The following is a 15,583-nucleotide window of genomic DNA, read 5'->3' as shown; positions in this document are numbered from 1 at the left end:
GGTTACGCTTGGTTGCGTCCGGCTTGATCATCGAAAATGTGCGTTCAATCGCCATAAGTCCGTTTCCCTGTCTTGAAAAGAAAGTGGGCGGTGTTTACCCGCCCAAAGGCCCGAAAACAAGGGGGACAGCCCAAGTTTCATGCAGGCGTCACACTGCGACCCCTTGCACCGTGAAGGTCAAGGCAGCGCTCGAACCACTCCCGCACCGGATCGTCAGCGGCAAAAAGATCAACGCCGGAAACGATCCGTGCCCATTGCAGCGCGCCAAACACGATGTAGTCGGCAAACAGCGGACCATCACCGCCGATGAACGGCTGGTAGCTCAATGTACGGCGCAGCGGCTCCAGCCTTTGCGGAAAGGCGGCAATTTCTGCCTCCCGTGTTGCCGTTACCTCTTCCAGCGACCGACCCAGCGCACGCGTGCGGCTTTCGCGGAAATATACCTGATCCTTTGGCTCCAGCATGTCGTGAATATCCACAACCGCGATGCGAACAATTGCAGGATGAAGGGTTGTCTGCGACCAACTCTCGATCATCCGGGCCATGGCCTTGCCGCCCTCGCCATTAAACAGCGATGGTCGTTCGGGATAGGCTTCATCCAGATAGGCCGCGATCTGGAAACTGTCATTCACCAGATAATCGCCGTCGCGCAAAATGGGCACTGTTTTTGAAAAACCGCCCTCGACATCCGGGATAGCGCTGAACGGCAGCGGCCGTTCTTCAAAATCCAATCCCTTGTGCCCCAGGGCGAGAACGGTCTTCCAGCAATGCGGTGAAAACGGCCGGGTCGTATCCTTGCCGCAAAGGGAATAAAGCGTTCTCGACATTCTCATCGTCTCCTGACTGCACTTTACGCATCAAACCTCATCTGCCGTTTGCAATCAAATCAGCAAATGTCATGGCGCCTATCAACAATAACAATAGCGAAGCATCGTTCCAAAAATACTCGATTCTGCATTGGTGCCTTTATTCAATTTTAAGGAGAGTTTGCCATAACATGATGGAATTTCTGCACTAACCATGAAAACTACAAGTAATCGCACGAACTTGATTGCGTTCGACAAAAGGACACAGAGGATATGGGCGCTGAACTGGCTAAAAAAGCGAATAAAAGCGTTGCCAGGAACAACCTTGTTGCTTCCAAAATCATTCAGTTCATGGCCAAGATGCATATTGCGCCGATTCCTCGCAATTATGAACTGTTCTACGAAGTGCTGTCCGGTCACAACCCGGAAATGGGGCGCGATATACTTGCACTTGGCAATGCGCCGCAGCAGCATGACCTCGATGAAATCGGCCTGAAATATAATCTTCCCGGGCATTGTGGCATTACGGCTGGCAAGGCCGCATCTGAAATCAGCCGCACAATCGACCAGATTTCCCAGCGCCTGTCTGTCGCGTTGCAACGCTCCACTACACTTCTCGGCTCGTCCGGGCTGGATGCTGAGCACATCGGTACGCAGGAAGAGTTGCTGCAATTTGCGACTTCCCTGCATGAGGAACAATCAAGCCTTCTGCATTTCGTGACCAAGGGCCTGGAAACGATGAAGGAATGTGAAGCCAGCATTGAAAAGGCGCGCCATATTTCCCTGCGTGACCACCTGACGATGCTGCCCAACCGCATTGCATTTTCGGAAAAGCTGTCGGCATTGTTCATCGACAAGAAACCGCAGGCATCCTGCGCCATGTTGCTGGTCAATATTGACAATTTCCGTCAGGTGATTGAACGGTATGGCCCAACGGCTGGCAACCGTGCCTCGCGCCGATTGGCCGCGTTGTTTCGCAAATCCATCAAGAAGCAGGATTTTGTCGCCCGCACCGCTGGCAATGAATTTGCGTTCCTGTTTTCCGAAGTGCCGCTCAACTCTGCCGAAAACATTGCTGAACGCCTGCGCCGCTCTGTGGAATCGCTACGTTTCGTCAACAAGACTGGCCAGGACGACAAACTCACCGTGTCAATCGGCGTTGCGGTTATCGATGGCCTGACCTCGGCCGCCGAGTTTTATGCCAATGCCGAAATTTCCCTGCTGGCCGCGCGTAGCCGCGAAGGCAACTGTGTGGTTCCCTATTCGCGTGACGTCGCAAAACGCTCGCGCAACAGCTATCTGCTGCAAATCGGCGCCTGAATTCAAAGCACCAAAATTCCTGACGTAAACTGTGGCTTTCGCGCTCTTGCCTTAGGGCGCGAGTTCAGCCAAAACGGCGCCATGATTACGATTAGCGACCTTTCAGCCCGCATTGCCGGACGCCTTCTTCTTGACCACGCCAGCGTGACACTGCCTTCCGGTACAAAGGCCGGTCTGGTCGGACGCAACGGGGCGGGAAAATCCACCCTGTTTAGGGTGATAACGGGCGATTTCAGCGCGGAAAGCGGGTCGGTATCGATCCCTAAAAATGCGCGTATCGGACAGGTTGCACAGGAAGCGCCCGGCACCGAAGACAGCCTGATCAAGATCGTGCTTTCTGCCGACAAGGAGCGCGCAGCACTGCTGCTGGAATCCGAAACGGCGACCGATCCGCACCGCATCGCCGAAATCCAGATGCGGCTTGTCGATATTGATGCCCATTCGGCTGAGGCCCGTGCCTCCAGCATTCTGGCCGGTCTCGGCTTCAATCAGGAAGCCCAGCTGCGCCCGGCCTCGTCCTTTTCAGGTGGCTGGCGCATGCGCGTTGCACTTGCCTCTGTGCTGTTTGCCCAGCCGGACCTTCTGCTGCTCGACGAACCGACCAACTACCTAGACCTTGAAGGCACGTTGTGGCTGGAAGATTATATCCGCCGTTACCCCTACACGGTCATCATCATCAGCCACGACCGCGACCTGTTGAACAACGCGGTCAACGCTATCGTGCATCTGGATCAGAAGAAGCTGACCTTCTACCGCGGTGGTTATGACCAGTTTGAGCGCCAGAAGGCCGAAAACGACGAACTGCAGATGAAGGCCAAGGCCAAGAACGATGCAGCGCGCAAACATCTGCAGAGTTTCATTGATCGCTTCAAGGCCAAGGCCTCCAAGGCCAAACAGGCGCAGAGCCGCGTCAAGGCACTGGAACGCATGGGCACCGTCGCCTCGGTGATAGAAGATCACGTTCAACCGATCACCTTTCCGGAACCGGAAAAACAACCCGCCTCGCCGATCGTTGCCATCAATGGCGGTGCAGTGGGTTACACACCAGGCAAACCGATCCTGAAAGGCCTCAACCTGCGGATCGACAATGACGACCGCATTGCGCTGCTCGGTTCAAACGGCAACGGCAAATCGACATTTGCCAAGTTCATCTCCGGCAAACTGCCGCCGGAAAGCGGTGATCTGCGTCTCGCCTCTTCGCTGAAGATCGGCTTCTTTGCCCAGCATCAGCTGGATGATCTGGTGCCGAACGAAACACCGGTCGAGCATGTGCGCAAACTGATGCCGGAGGCACCGGAAGCCAAGGTACGCGCCCGTGTTGCCCAGATGGGCCTTGCCACAGAAAAGATGGCAACGGCTGCCAAGGATCTGTCCGGTGGTGAAAAGGCTCGCCTACTGATGGGCCTTGCCGCATTCCATGCACCCAACCTGCTGATCCTCGACGAACCGACCAACCATCTTGATATCGACAGCCGTCGTGCGCTGATCGAAGCGCTCAATGATTATGATGGTGCGGTTATCCTGATCTCCCACGATCGCCACCTGATCGAGGCGACCGTTGACCGGCTTTGGCTGGTGAACAACGGCACCGTGACGACCTTCGAAGGCGACATGGATGAGTATCGCGACCTCATCGTTTCTTCCGGCAAAAAAAAAGAAGAAAAAGTTGAAATCGCAGTAGATACGGCTTCAAAGGCGGATCAGCGCAAGGCCAATGCCGAAAAGCGCGCGTCGCTTGCTCCGCTCAAGAAAAAGATCAATGAAATCGAATCCCTGACTGCAAAACTTGAGAAGCTGATTCAGTCTCTTGATACCGAACTTGCAGACCCGGCGCTCTATGAAAAGGCACCGGCCAAGGCTGCTCAAAAGGTCAAGGAACGGGGTGAAGCCGCCGCCAGGCTGTCTGATGCAGAAGAGCAATGGCTGCTGCTTTCCAGCGAATACGAAGAGGCAATGGCGGGCTGAAACCTTACCCGTCTATTAAAAAGCATATGCGTCGGTAACCAGCCATTAACCATAATCGGAGAAAGTCGCAGGCACTTGAGCCTGCTCTTTTTTCGAGAATATTCATGCTGTTTCGCGCCATCTCCGCCGCCGCACTCGTTTCTGTCTGCCTTTCTGGTTGCGCCGGAAAACCCAATCTCAACGGCGCCTCGCTGAAGACCTCCTTTGCCGCCACCATGCCGGCGCAGGGGCCAGTACATGGTCCGGTCTTGGCAAATGACCCGGTCGCGCTGTCGCCGGTTGCGTGGATGCACCCGTCCAATCCCAAAGAGCTTGCCGGCCGCGACATCATCGTCTCCTCCTTTGCCGATATCAGCCTTGCCAACAAGGAAGTGGTGCTGAGTTTCGACGACGGCCCGGTTCCCGGCAAAACGGAATCCATTCTGGCGACACTTGACGAGTTTGGCGTGAAAGCAACCTTCCTGATGGTTGGAGAAATGGCCAGGTCTCACCCCGACATTGCCAAGAAGGTTGTGGCCGAAGGCCACAGCATCGGCAGCCACACCTACCGTCATGCCAACCTGCGCTCGCTATCGTTTGACCAGGCACTGTCAGAGATTTCCAGAGGCGCCAAGGCTGTTGCCGATGCAACGGAAACCGAGGCTGCCTTTTTCCGTTTCCCCTACCTCGCCGACACAGGCCGCCTGCGCCATACGCTCGACAGCCGCGGCATGATCATCATGGATGTGCAAATCGATTCGAAAGACTACTTCAAGGACACACAGGCTGTGGTTGCCTCGCGCACCATGGAGGCCCTGCGCCATCGCGGCAGCGGTATCATCCTGATGCATGACATTCACAGACGCACTGCAAGCATGCTGCCCGCCCTTCTCACGCAACTGAAGGCGGAAGGTTATAAAGTCGTACATTTACGTTACAAAAAGCCTGCAGCCAAACCGATGCTGGTCGCAGGCATCTAACAAAAAGCTTATATTTCACAGGCATGAACGTCGGAGAAAAAACTTGGGCGCGGATTACTTCGCGCCCATCTTGCTCGCATTCATCTTTCTGCTACAACCCTGTAAAATAATATTTATAGCGTGAACAGTCAGACGGATTAAAGCAATCATGCCAAGTACAAAGCTCGCCATCGTTGGCGTTGGTAAAATCGTCCGGGACCAGCATCTTCCGGCCATTGCCAGCAACCCGGATTTCAACCTGATCGCTACGGCAAGCCGCCACGGCACCGTTGAGGGCGTCCCTTCCTACGGTACAATCGAAGCACTGCTGGAGGCCGTGCCCGAGGTGGATGCTGTATCGCTGTGCATGCCGCCGCAGTATCGTTACGAGGCTGCCCACAAGGCGCTGATGGCTGGCAAACACGTGTTCCTTGAAAAGCCACCGGGCGCCACTCTGTCAGAAGTGCAGGACCTGGTTCGCATTGCCGATTCCAAGGGTCTTTCGCTGTTTGCAAGCTGGCATTCGCGATACGCGCCTGCGGTAGAGGAGGCCAAGTCCTTCCTCGCTTCCACCAAGCTCAACAGTGTTCACGTTATCTGGAAAGAAGATGTGCGCCACTGGCACCCAAACCAGGCTTGGATCTGGCAGGCTGGCGGTCTTGGGGTGTTCGACCCCGGCATCAATGCCCTGTCAATCATCACCCATATCCTGCCGCGCGCCTTGTTCATCACAAAGGCAACGCTTGAATTCCCTGAAAACCGTGACGCGCCGATTGCCGCCGACATTCATTTTGCCGATGTAACCGGCCTTGATGTTCACGCGGAATTTGACTGGCGCCAGACGGGCAAGCAGAGCTGGGACATCATTGCCGAAACCGACGCAGGACAGATGATTCTGTCGGAGGGCGGCGCGAAGCTGTCGATCAATGGTGAGTTGAAATTTTCCGAGCCAGAGCGCGAATATCCAGCGCTTTACGAGCGTTTTGCCGAGATCATCAAGGCGAAGCAGTCGGATGTCGATCTGGCACCACTCACGCATGTTGCCGATGCATTCCTGCTAGGCCGTCACAAGTTCGTGGATTCCTTCTACGATTGATGTGTTTCTTTCCGCGCCGCTCTTTGCAGTGGCGCGGAAAACCCCTGCTGATGTCGATCAGCTGGTGCGGCAGACGAAGCGGTCGCGGCCTTCGGCCTTGGCTTGATAAAGCGCCTTGTCAACGGTGCGCAGCAAGGTTCCGAGATCCCGCCCTGCCTGCGGCGCAATGGCGCCGCCAATGCTTAATCTGGCATGAACGAGATGTTCGCCATCGGCATCGAAGGGTTCGCGGAATGCCACCAGCAACCGCTCTGCAAGTTCAGCCAGTTTCTCAGGGCCAACCGGTCTTGGAATAAAGATCGCAAATTCATCGCCACCAACCCGGATCACCACATCCTCGGCACGCACCGTCTCACGTATGCGAATGGCGGCCTCCTGCAACACCGTGTCGCCAGCGCTGTGCCCCAATGTGTCATTGATGGCCTTGAAGCCATCCATATCGAGATAGAGCGCACCAAAGAACTGGTCGTCCCGTAGGGCGGCATTGAGCTGCAAGGTCACGAGATGGTCGAGCGCCTTGCGGTTAAAGAACCCTGTCAGTGGGTCGGTCATGGCAGCCGTTTTCAAATCCTGTTCGGCAAGGCTCATGGTGAAATTGGCGCGTTGCAAACGCAGCAATGCCGCTGCCAGCACGGCAAAGCGGTGCAGACTTTCGATCTCGTTGGGTGACAGATCGCGCGGATAGGTATCAACGATGCAGAAGGCGCCAACCATCAGACCGGTATCAAGCTCAATCGGCACACCGGCATAAAAGCGCAGGCCCGGTCCACCCTGCACATAGGGCATCACCTTCAAGTCAGGATGCAACGCCAGATCCGGAATGATGACGGCCTTTTGTGTGGCGATGACCCGTGAGCAGATCGAGATATCCCGCGAGCAAGCCGAAAGCTGCATGCCTGCCTGATAGGCAATATGCATCCAGTCTTCATCGACAATATGAATGGCGGCACGCAGGGTGGAAAACACGTTTTGCGCCAGTTCCGTCAGAGCCGACAGTTCCGGAGTGGGCTCAATGCCAAAAGGCATGATCGATCGTACCGCCAGCAATCGTTCAGCTTCGTTGTCCGGCACTGGAACGTTCAGACCCATTGTGTCTCCTCTCTCGCCCCGTATCGAGGAGACTGCTGTCCTCGATCAGGGCTCACGACACAAAACATTAGCCGTGACGTAACAACAAAACAAAGTTCTATAAGCAAATTAAGATATTGATCCACATGAGAATCAACCCGTAATTATTTCCATTGAGATATTGGGTTGGCAGCGTACCGCTGCCAAAAAGACTGCCCTTGTCAGGCAGATAAGGCGCTCGCCTCAGGCTTTTTTCTGCCAGCGCCCCTCTGGCGATTGTTGCCAGTAGGTGAGGTTATGCCCCTCGCCTTTCAGTTTTTTCCACTGGCTACGCGCGCCCTCGAGTTGACCTGCATCATAACCGTCGAACATGAAGACGATACGCTCATAGGCATCGATGGACGGTGGCTCGGCACCATCGACAATAAAACGCACCGTGGCCTGATTGATATTGTCCTGTGAACTGGTCAGCAGCACTGGCTGGTTTGCGGCCTCATCCGAAGCTTCTGTGGCATGCGGCAAAAAACTGTCGTCGCGAAATGCCCAGAGATGCGTGTCCAAGAGATCTCGCCGCTCGTCGGCAGCCGTTTGCACCACGACCTTCCAGCCGCGCTCCAGACTTTTTTCAAGCAAGGGCGGCAGGGCATCCTCCAGCTTCGATTCCGTCAGATGGTAGAAAAGAACTTCCGTCATCGGAATGCCCACGCCTTTATTCAATACTCACTTACGATGGAAAGACCCGGAACGAATATCCGCTCCGGGTCGTGGTCATCAATCTTCGTAGTGCGCGCGTAGCAGTTCGTTCAGCAGGCGCACACCGTAACCGGAACCCCAGGACTGGTTGATTTCCGTCAGCGGAGAACCCATTGCCGTTCCGGCAATATCCAGATGCGCCCAAGGGGTGTCACCCACAAAACGCTTGAGGAACTGCGCTGCGGTGATCGAACCGGCCAGACGCCCAGCACTGTTCTTCATGTCCGCAAACTTGGAATCAATGATCTTGTCATAGTCCTTGCCGAGCGGCAGACGCCACAGTTTTTCTTCAGTCACGTCACCGGCGGTGCTTAGACGCGCAGAAAGTTCGTCGTCATTGGAGAACAGACCAGCCTGCAGATTGCCCAGAGCAACCGTGACCGCACCGGTCAGCGTTGCGAGGTTGATCATGAATTTCGGCTTGAAGCGGTCATTCGTGTACCACAGCGCATCGGCCAGCACGAGGCGACCTTCCGCGTCGGTGTTGATGATTTCAATGGTCTGGCCAGACATCGAGGTAACGATATCGCCCGGACGCTGCGCGTTGCCGTCAGGCATGTTTTCAACAAGACCGATCACGCCAACCACATTGACCTTGGCCTTGCGGGCGGCCAGGACATGCATGAGGCCAGTCACCGCGGCAGCGCCACCCATATCGCCCTTCATGTCTTCCATGCCAGCACCTGGCTTCAGGGAAATACCGCCAGTGTCGAACACCACACCCTTGCCGACGAAAGCAACAGGCTCATCCTTTTTGGAACCACCCTTCCATTGCATGACAGCCAGGCGTGGCGGACGCACGGAGCCCTGTGCCACACCGAGCAATGCGCCCATGCCGAGCTTCTTCATTTCCTTTTCGCCGAGGATTTCCACTTCGACACCGAGCTTCTGCAACTCGACAGCCTTGTCGGCAAATTCTTCCGGACCCAGCACATTCGGCGGCAGGTTGACCAGTTCACGCGCCAGATTGACGCCATCGGCAACGGCCTGCGCTGTCTTGAAGGCTTTTTCGGCGGCATCATGCGCGGTGGTGACAATCGTCACCTCAACGCTCTTGGGTGTCTTTTCGTCGTCGGACTTCTTTTTTGTCTTGTAGGCATCAAAGGAGTAGGCGCGCAGCAGCAGACCAAGTGCCAGACCACCGACAGCTTCACCATCGACGTCCACACCCGGTGCATCGGTATAGATGACGACCTTGCTTGCCTTCTTGAAATTGGCGGCAGCAACGCCGCCAGCACGCAGCCAGTCATGCGCCACCAGCTTGCCCGGCTTGCCGAGGCCGAGCACCACCAGACGGTCCGCGTCGGAATTATGCGGGGCGAGAACATCGAGCACGCTCATCGACTTTGCCGAAAAGCCTGTAATCTTCGCCGCCTTGGCTATCACGCCACCCGGATCAGCCTGCTCGGCACCGGCGGGCGCATCTTCACCCGCCGCCTGCAACAACACGGCAACGGCCCCTTCGAGGGAAGCGGATTTGGCGAAAGAGATATTGAACTTGGCGGACATGATTTTCCTGCTCATACGTAATCGTTTAAGGACCGGTTCGTGGATCGGGCATCCCGGAGATGCCACAGAAAGATCAAACCAGCGTGCCGATCATGGTCTTTTAAATGACCAGCGCAAGTGTTCAATCCATCTCGAAGCTGTCATTTTGATGATTCATTGCACACAATTGATGATCAAAGAGGCAGACAAGCTTGCGACAAGGCTGAGCACGTCATAAGCAACGGATGAAAAGACACAACGTCACAAAAAAACATTTTATAAAACGGATTTGTGACCGCCACAGAGTCGCCAATGTCGTTTGTTGCGATTAGATAGGCCAAGTTCCCCGTAAGGGAGTGACGCAGAAAAACGTCTTCAGGGACCGGAATGACGCTACTTGAAAAATACATAATGCGACGCACAAGCCAGATGTTTCTGGCTGCCTTGCTCCCGGTCCTGGCAATTATTTGGACGATACAGGTTCTCCAGCGGATCAACCTTGTGACGGACACGGGTCAGTCCATGGGTTCATTTGCAACGCTGGCGACCATGCTTCTGCCGACCCTTATTCCCGTCGTTCTGCCATTTGCACTGGTCATTGGCATTACACAGACCATGACGGCGATGAACAATGATTCCGAACTGGCCATCATCGATGCCGCCGGTTCACCGCGCAGCATCCTGTTCCGGCCGGTGCTGATCCTGGCCGTAGTGTTGGGCGCGTTCTCATTCGTTGTGACCAATTTCATCGAGCCGCCTGCCCGCCGCACGGCGCGCCAGATGGTGGCAACGGCTTACGCCGACTTGCTATCTTCAGTCATTGAAGAAAAGACATTCCGCACCATTCAGGATGGCCTTTACGTGCAGATCGATGCGCGACAGGGCCGTGTTTTACGCGGTCTATTCGTTGCAGACCGCCGTGACCCGAATTTTGATCTGATCTATTACGCCAAGGAAGGCGCCATTGATCCCGGTGGCACGTCCCTGACAATGCGTGACGGTGAAGTCCAGCAAAAGACCCCCGATGGCAAGGTCTCCATTGTCAAGTTCATGTCATACGCTTTTGATCTTTCGACCATGTCGGAAAGCAGCAAGACGGAACAGACATTCGGCTCCAGCGACAGCAGCCTCGCCTTTCTTCTTTCTCCGGATGAGAATTCGGATTCCTACAAGAAGTCACCGGGCAACTTCCGATCCGAACTGCACCGCAGACTTTCCGACTGGATGTTCCCTGTCGTCTTCGCGCTGATCTCGCTGGTTATTGCGGCTGATGCCCGCTCCCACCGCGAGGCACGCCTGCACCCGATGGTCGCGGCATTGATCACCGCCTTCATGCTGCGCTGGCTCGGGTTCTACTTTACCAATCAGGTCAAGCAGAACGCGGTCTTCATCCCGTTCGTTTACGCCATTCCGCTGATAAGCGGCGCGATTGCCCTGTTCCTGCTGGCCACCGGCCGCAAGCTGCGCCTGCCATCCGTGCTGGCAGAGGGACTTGCCTCCATTCGCCGCGTCTTGGTCAAGCGCTTCACGTCCGACAAGGGAGGTGCCAGCGCATGATTTTCAACACTCTGTCGCGTTATTTCCTCAGCCGCTATCTGATCACCATGGTCTGGTTCCTGCTTGGTGTGTCCGGCATCATCTTTCTCGCGGATTTCAGTGAAACCGCGCGCCGCCTGTCCGGCCTTCCCGGCTACTCCGTGCCGGCTGCTCTCGGGCTGACCGCACTGCGCCTGCCACTGATCCTGCAGCAGACAATTCCATTCATTGCGCTGTTCGTCGGCATGACGACCCTTATTTCACTGAACCGTCGTTACGAGCTGGTGGTGACCCGTGCCGCCGGCATCTCGGTCTGGCAATTCATGACACCCTTCATCATTGGCGCTGCATTGATGGGGGTCGCCACGATGACCGTCGTCAACCCGCTTGCGGCCTGGGGCCAGCGGCAGTCTCTGACCATGGAAGCTGGCTGGCGCAATACCGGTGGCAATGTCCACCAATCAGACATGATCCCCTGGTTGCGACAGACCAGCGCGGGACAGGACACCATCATCGGCTCCAAGAGCTTCGAGGATGGCGGCACCCTGCTGAATGACGCCGTGTTGATCCATTTCGATACGGACGGCAACATCACCATGCGGCAGGATGCACGCACAGCAAAGTTGGAGGATGGTTACTGGAATCTTACTGATGTGTATCAGACACAGCCAGGACAAATTCCGAGCTTCCTTCAAAGCGCAAAAATCAGCACCAATTTGAGACAGGAGTACGTGCAAGAGCGCATGTCGCAGCCGGAAACCGTTGCTTTCTTTGACATTTCCAGAAAAATCGAGATTGCACGTTCATTCGGACTGTCGTCAAAAGCGCTCGAAACACAATATCATTTCATGCTTTCGATGCCGTTACTGCTGGTCGCCATGACCTTGATTGCAGCAACAGTATCACTAAAATTCAGCCGGTTCGCTCAATCCCGCTCGGTGATTCTGGGTGGAATAGTTTCCGGCTTCGTGCTTTATGTAATAACCGTGCTCGTAAGAGCATTCGGAAGCAGTGGCGTGATCCCACCTTTCGTCGCGGTCTGGGTACCAGTCATCGTGGCGGTTGCGTTGGGTGCAACTGTGCTGCTTCATCAGGAGGACGGCTAGTGGCGGTATATGACCGCGGGAATATCAGACGGCTATGTGCGGCCCTTCTGACGGGTGCCGCTGTGTGCGCGTACATATCATCAGCTCCGGTGGCATTTGCCGAAGACGGCATTGTCGCAGCGGAAAATACAGATGATTCGAAACTCCTGCTTACAGCAAATCAACTGACCTATAATCGTGATGCAGAACGCGTTGTCGCGACTGGTGGCGTGCGCATGCATTATACGGGTTACCGCATGGTGGCCCAGCAAGTTGAATACGACCAGAAATCCGGCCGCGTTATTGCGCGTGGCAACATCGAACTGATCGAGCCAGACGGCAACAAGATCTATGCCGATGAGCTTGATGTGACCGACGACTTTTCGCAGGGCTTCCTCAATGCCCTGCGCGTCGAGACAACCGACAACACCCGCATTGCCGGCGAAAGCGCCGAACGCATTGACGAAAACACGACTGTTTTGAACAACGGCGTGTACACTGCCTGTCTTCCATGTGCCCAGCGCCCCGACAAGGCGCCGCTGTGGCAGGTCAAGGCAGAGCGCGTTGTTCAGGATGGCAAAACACACACCGTACGCCTTGAAAAGGCGCGTTTCGAGTTGTTTGGCAAACCAATTGCCTACCTCCCGTTCATGGTCGTTCCCGATAATACGGTAAAGCGCAAGTCCGGCTTTTTGTTCCCGCGCATGAGCGTGACGGACAATCTTGGCTTCGGTATTGGCGTTCCGTATTTTCAGGTCCTGTCTGATACGTCAGACGCAACGATCACACCTTATTATTACACGAACCAGGGTCTTCTGCTGCAGGCAGAAATTCGCCAGCGGTTTGAAAATGGCAGCCATACCGTCAACATTGCTGGCATCAACCAGAAAAATTCCGACGACTTTACGCTCGGCACCAGTGACGCGGAAAATGATACTCGCGGCATGATTGCCTCCAAGGGTGATTTCAAGATCAACCCGCGCTGGTCGTTCGGCTGGGACGTGATGGTCCAGACCGACAACAACTTCTCGCGCACCTACGAATTGCCCGGTTACAGCAATTCAACGCAGACGAACCGCCTCTACCTGCAGGGTGAAGGCGAGCGTAACTCGTTTGATCTGGCCGCTTACTACTTCAACATTCAGGACCGCGACGAAAGCGAATTTGAAGAGCGCAAGCAGGCGATCGTTCATCCGTCACTGGATTACAAATGGTACGCTCCGGAAGATGTGTATGGTGGCGAATTGTCTGTCACGACAAACTTCACCAGCCTGACGCGTCTTGAGCAGGACATTTACACGCTTGATGGCAGCGAGCGCCGCAATGGCCTCGATGGCACCTATACGCGTTTCACCGCTGAAACCGAATGGAAGCGGACCTTCACATTTGACAGTGGTTTGCAGGTCACCCCGCTTCTCGCCGCTCGCGGTGATGCAAGCTGGAACGACATGACTGTTCCAGCCACCTATGACGGTGACTTCCGCTCGGATGCAACATTGCGTGGCATGGTGACCGGTGGTCTTGAAGTCCGTTATCCCCTGCTGATTTCGGGCAACACCAGCAGCCACGTGATCGAGCCAATCGCACAGTTGTTTGTTCGTCCAAACGAACAGTATTCCGGTGGCCTGCCGAACGAGGATGCACAGGCATTCGTGTTCGATGCCACCAACCTGTTTGACCGTGACAAGTTCAGCGGATTCGACCGTATTGAAGGCGGCACGCGCGCCAATCTCGGTATCCGCTACAACGGCACGTTCGACAATGGTTACGGCATCCGCGCTATCGCCGGACAATCCTTCCATCTGGCTGGGGACAATCCGTTCGCAAGTGCCGATCTCGTCAATGCCGGTGCCAATTCCGGCCTCGAGACCGATCGTTCCGACTACGTGGCCATGGCAGCCATTGATGCCCCGATCGGCATCACGCTGTCGTCCAGCCTGCGTTTCGACAAGGACGATCTGGAAATCGAACGCTCTGAAACCGGCGTTGGTTACACCGACCGTCGTTTCAGCGCCAAGGTCAGCTACACCCAGGTCAAGGCACAGCCTGACTATGGTTATGTGTTCGACCGCGAGATCGTTCAGGCATCGGGTAGCGTCAAGGTCAATGACAACTGGTCTCTATTCGGTTCGATCAATTACGACCTGAACAACAAGTATTCCAGTGAGCGAAAGATCGGCATCACCTATCAGGATGAATGTACCATCTTGACCGTGGCCTATACCGATGTCGGAACAATCGATTCCCAACGTCAGGCGGCCAACGACTGGTCAATTGGCGCCCGCCTCAGCTTCCGTACGCTGGGCGACGTCAATATCGGTTCAACAGACTGACGATATGACTTTCAAACCGGTATCGGTCTCCGATACCGGTTTTTTGTTGCCCTATCTGGCCGCAAAAGCAGCAGCGCCACGCTTTTGCCAAATCCTGAATGCAGGAATAACGCTTTGCAACCGTTGCCGTTTCAGCATAAGCGGTGATATATACGGGCGCCTTAACAGTAACAGACAGCATAGATCGTGATATTCAGGGGCGGATATCTTCCGCTTCGGGGATAAGGAGAAGGACATGATGAATTTCGGCAAGGCCACATTTCGTACTGTGGCATTCGGAACGGCTCTCTTGGCCCTGCCCCTGTTCCTTGCTCCGCTTGCGTCTGACGCACAGGCTGCCAGTGCGGTCACGGTTGTTGTGAACAAGAACCCGATCACCAGCAGCGACATTTCCAAGCGCGTTGCCTTTCTCAAGCTGCAGCGCCAGAAAGGCAACCTCAACACGCTTGCCAAAGAACAGCTGATCGATGAAGCATTGAAGCGCGAAGAAATCGCGCGCATGCGCATGTCTGTGAGCACGGATGCCGTGGATGCCTCTTTTGCCCGCTTTGCCGCAAGCAACAAGATGACACCGGCCCAGTTGACGCAAATCCTGTCGCAGTCTGGCGTAACGGCCGAACACTTCAAAGCCTTTATTGCCGTACAGATGAGCTGGCCACGTCTGGTCAATGCCCGTTATGGCAGCTCTGGCCGCATGTCCAACCAGGACCTCGTCACGCGTATGATGGAGCGCAAGGAAAAGCCGGTTACTACGGAATATTTCCTGCAGCAGATCATCTTCGTCATTCCGGAAGCCAAGCGCAAATCCATTACCGGCAAGCGCAAGTCGGAAGCTGAAGCATCGCGCTCAAAATACCCGGGTTGCGAACAGGCAAAGACCTTTGCGGCCACAATGATGGACGTGTCCATTCGTGATCTTGGCCGCATTCTGGCCCCTGAACTGCCGCCGGATTGGAAGCCGCTGATTGAAAAGACCAAGGAAGGCGGCACCACCGGTACCCGCGTCACCGAAAAAGGCGTCGAATATCTGGCCATTTGCAAACAGCGTCAGGTTTCTGACGATTTTGCCGCTGAAGTGGTGTTCCGCGCCGAAGACCTGACGAAAGAGCAGAGCAGCGACAATCCAAACGAGAAGAAATATCTTGATGAGTTGCGGAAAAAGGCTCAGATCGTCAATAACTGAGTCTGAGGAATA

The 15,583-nt window shown here is 55.3% G+C and carries 12 protein-coding genes; 8 read left to right on the top strand and 4 right to left on the bottom strand.

The genetic code is table 11. The features are described 5' to 3' along the window. Positions 1-137: 137 nt before the first annotated feature. Positions 138-827 (bottom strand): glutathione S-transferase family protein, encoded by a 690-nt coding sequence (locus RT613_RS20400; RefSeq protein WP_313618212.1) that lies wholly within the window; start codon positions 825-827, stop codon positions 138-140. A 252-nt stretch (positions 828-1,079) separates the two neighbouring features. Between RT613_RS20400 and RT613_RS20395 the strand changes: the two genes are divergently transcribed. The 4 genes from RT613_RS20395 to RT613_RS20380 all read left to right on the top strand — a co-directional run bounded on the left by RT613_RS20395 (position 1,080) and on the right by RT613_RS20380 (position 6,125). Continuing rightward, positions 1,080-2,126 (top strand): GGDEF domain-containing protein, encoded by a 1,047-nt coding sequence (locus RT613_RS20395; RefSeq protein WP_313618211.1) that lies wholly within the window; start codon positions 1,080-1,082, stop codon positions 2,124-2,126. Between the two features lie 81 nt (positions 2,127-2,207). Continuing rightward, on the top strand, positions 2,208-4,091 hold the full coding sequence (locus tag RT613_RS20390) for an ABC-F family ATP-binding cassette domain-containing protein (RefSeq protein WP_313618210.1): 1,884 nt from the start codon (positions 2,208-2,210) through the stop codon (positions 4,089-4,091). Positions 4,092-4,195: 104 nt separating this feature from the next. Then, positions 4,196-5,050: a polysaccharide deacetylase family protein gene (locus RT613_RS20385; protein WP_313618209.1), complete on the top strand. Its 855-nt coding sequence runs from the start codon at positions 4,196-4,198 to the stop codon at positions 5,048-5,050. A 148-nt stretch (positions 5,051-5,198) separates the two neighbouring features. After that, positions 5,199-6,125 (top strand): Gfo/Idh/MocA family oxidoreductase, encoded by a 927-nt coding sequence (locus tag RT613_RS20380; protein ID WP_313618208.1) that lies wholly within the window; start codon positions 5,199-5,201, stop codon positions 6,123-6,125. 57 nt (positions 6,126-6,182) lie between these two features. Here RT613_RS20380 and RT613_RS20375 read toward each other — a convergent pair whose 3' ends face one another. The 3 genes from RT613_RS20375 to RT613_RS20365 all read right to left on the bottom strand — a co-directional run bounded on the left by RT613_RS20375 (position 6,183) and on the right by RT613_RS20365 (position 9,455). Beyond that, positions 6,183-7,214, bottom strand: a complete 1,032-nt coding sequence (locus RT613_RS20375; protein ID WP_313618207.1) for a sensor domain-containing diguanylate cyclase — start codon at positions 7,212-7,214, stop codon at positions 6,183-6,185. A gap of 222 nt (positions 7,215-7,436) precedes the next feature. Then, on the bottom strand, positions 7,437-7,886 hold the full coding sequence (locus RT613_RS20370) for a DNA polymerase III subunit chi (RefSeq protein WP_313618206.1): 450 nt from the start codon (positions 7,884-7,886) through the stop codon (positions 7,437-7,439). A 78-nt stretch (positions 7,887-7,964) separates the two neighbouring features. Next, positions 7,965-9,455 carry a leucyl aminopeptidase gene (locus RT613_RS20365; RefSeq protein ID WP_313618205.1) on the bottom strand — a complete coding sequence of 497 codons (1,491 nt, stop codon included), beginning with the start codon at positions 9,453-9,455 and terminating at the stop codon, positions 7,965-7,967. Between the two features lie 366 nt (positions 9,456-9,821). On the opposite strand from RT613_RS20365, the gene lptF reads away from it, so the two are divergent. From lptF to RT613_RS20345, 4 genes are all read left to right on the top strand, one after another. Beyond that, positions 9,822-10,991, top strand: coding sequence for an LPS export ABC transporter permease LptF (gene lptF / locus RT613_RS20360; RefSeq protein ID WP_313618204.1), 1,170 nt, complete (start codon positions 9,822-9,824; stop codon positions 10,989-10,991). Next, a complete protein-coding gene (gene lptG / locus RT613_RS20355; RefSeq protein ID WP_313618203.1) occupies positions 10,988-12,076 on the top strand; it encodes an LPS export ABC transporter permease LptG in 1,089 nt (362 codons plus the stop codon). Before lptF ends, lptG begins: the two co-directional genes overlap by 4 nt. Then, on the top strand, positions 12,076-14,388 hold the full coding sequence (locus tag RT613_RS20350; RefSeq protein ID WP_313618202.1) for an LPS-assembly protein LptD: 2,313 nt from the start codon (positions 12,076-12,078) through the stop codon (positions 14,386-14,388). Before lptG ends, RT613_RS20350 begins: the two co-directional genes overlap by 1 nt. Before the next feature lie 235 nt (positions 14,389-14,623). Beyond that, a complete protein-coding gene (locus RT613_RS20345) occupies positions 14,624-15,571 on the top strand; it encodes a peptidylprolyl isomerase (protein ID WP_313618201.1) in 948 nt (315 codons plus the stop codon). Positions 15,572-15,583: the final 12 nt, after the last annotated feature.

Source organism: Agrobacterium sp. (assembly GCF_032092815.1).
In the GTDB taxonomy this organism is placed as follows: domain Bacteria; phylum Pseudomonadota; class Alphaproteobacteria; order Rhizobiales; family Rhizobiaceae; genus Agrobacterium.
Note: the sequence above shows the minus strand (reverse complement) of the source record. Positions and strands in the feature narration are given on the sequence as shown.

Coding starts and splice junctions, on each gene's coding strand:
- RT613_RS20380 (WP_313618208.1), top strand. CDS start 5,199: ATGCCAAGTACAAAGCTCGCCATCGTTGGCGTTGGTAAAATCGTCCGG.
- RT613_RS20390 (WP_313618210.1), top strand. CDS start 2,208: ATGATTACGATTAGCGACCTTTCAGCCCGCATTGCCGGACGCCTTCTT.
- RT613_RS20375 (WP_313618207.1), bottom strand. CDS start 7,214: ATGGGTCTGAACGTTCCAGTGCCGGACAACGAAGCTGAACGATTGCTG.
- RT613_RS20365 (WP_313618205.1), bottom strand. CDS start 9,455: ATGTCCGCCAAGTTCAATATCTCTTTCGCCAAATCCGCTTCCCTCGAA.
- RT613_RS20395 (WP_313618211.1), top strand. CDS start 1,080: ATGGGCGCTGAACTGGCTAAAAAAGCGAATAAAAGCGTTGCCAGGAAC.
- RT613_RS20370 (WP_313618206.1), bottom strand. CDS start 7,886: ATGACGGAAGTTCTTTTCTACCATCTGACGGAATCGAAGCTGGAGGAT.
- lptF (WP_313618204.1), top strand. CDS start 9,822: ATGACGCTACTTGAAAAATACATAATGCGACGCACAAGCCAGATGTTT.
- RT613_RS20345 (WP_313618201.1), top strand. CDS start 14,624: ATGATGAATTTCGGCAAGGCCACATTTCGTACTGTGGCATTCGGAACG.
- RT613_RS20385 (WP_313618209.1), top strand. CDS start 4,196: ATGCTGTTTCGCGCCATCTCCGCCGCCGCACTCGTTTCTGTCTGCCTT.
- lptG (WP_313618203.1), top strand. CDS start 10,988: ATGATTTTCAACACTCTGTCGCGTTATTTCCTCAGCCGCTATCTGATC.
- RT613_RS20400 (WP_313618212.1), bottom strand. CDS start 827: ATGTCGAGAACGCTTTATTCCCTTTGCGGCAAGGATACGACCCGGCCG.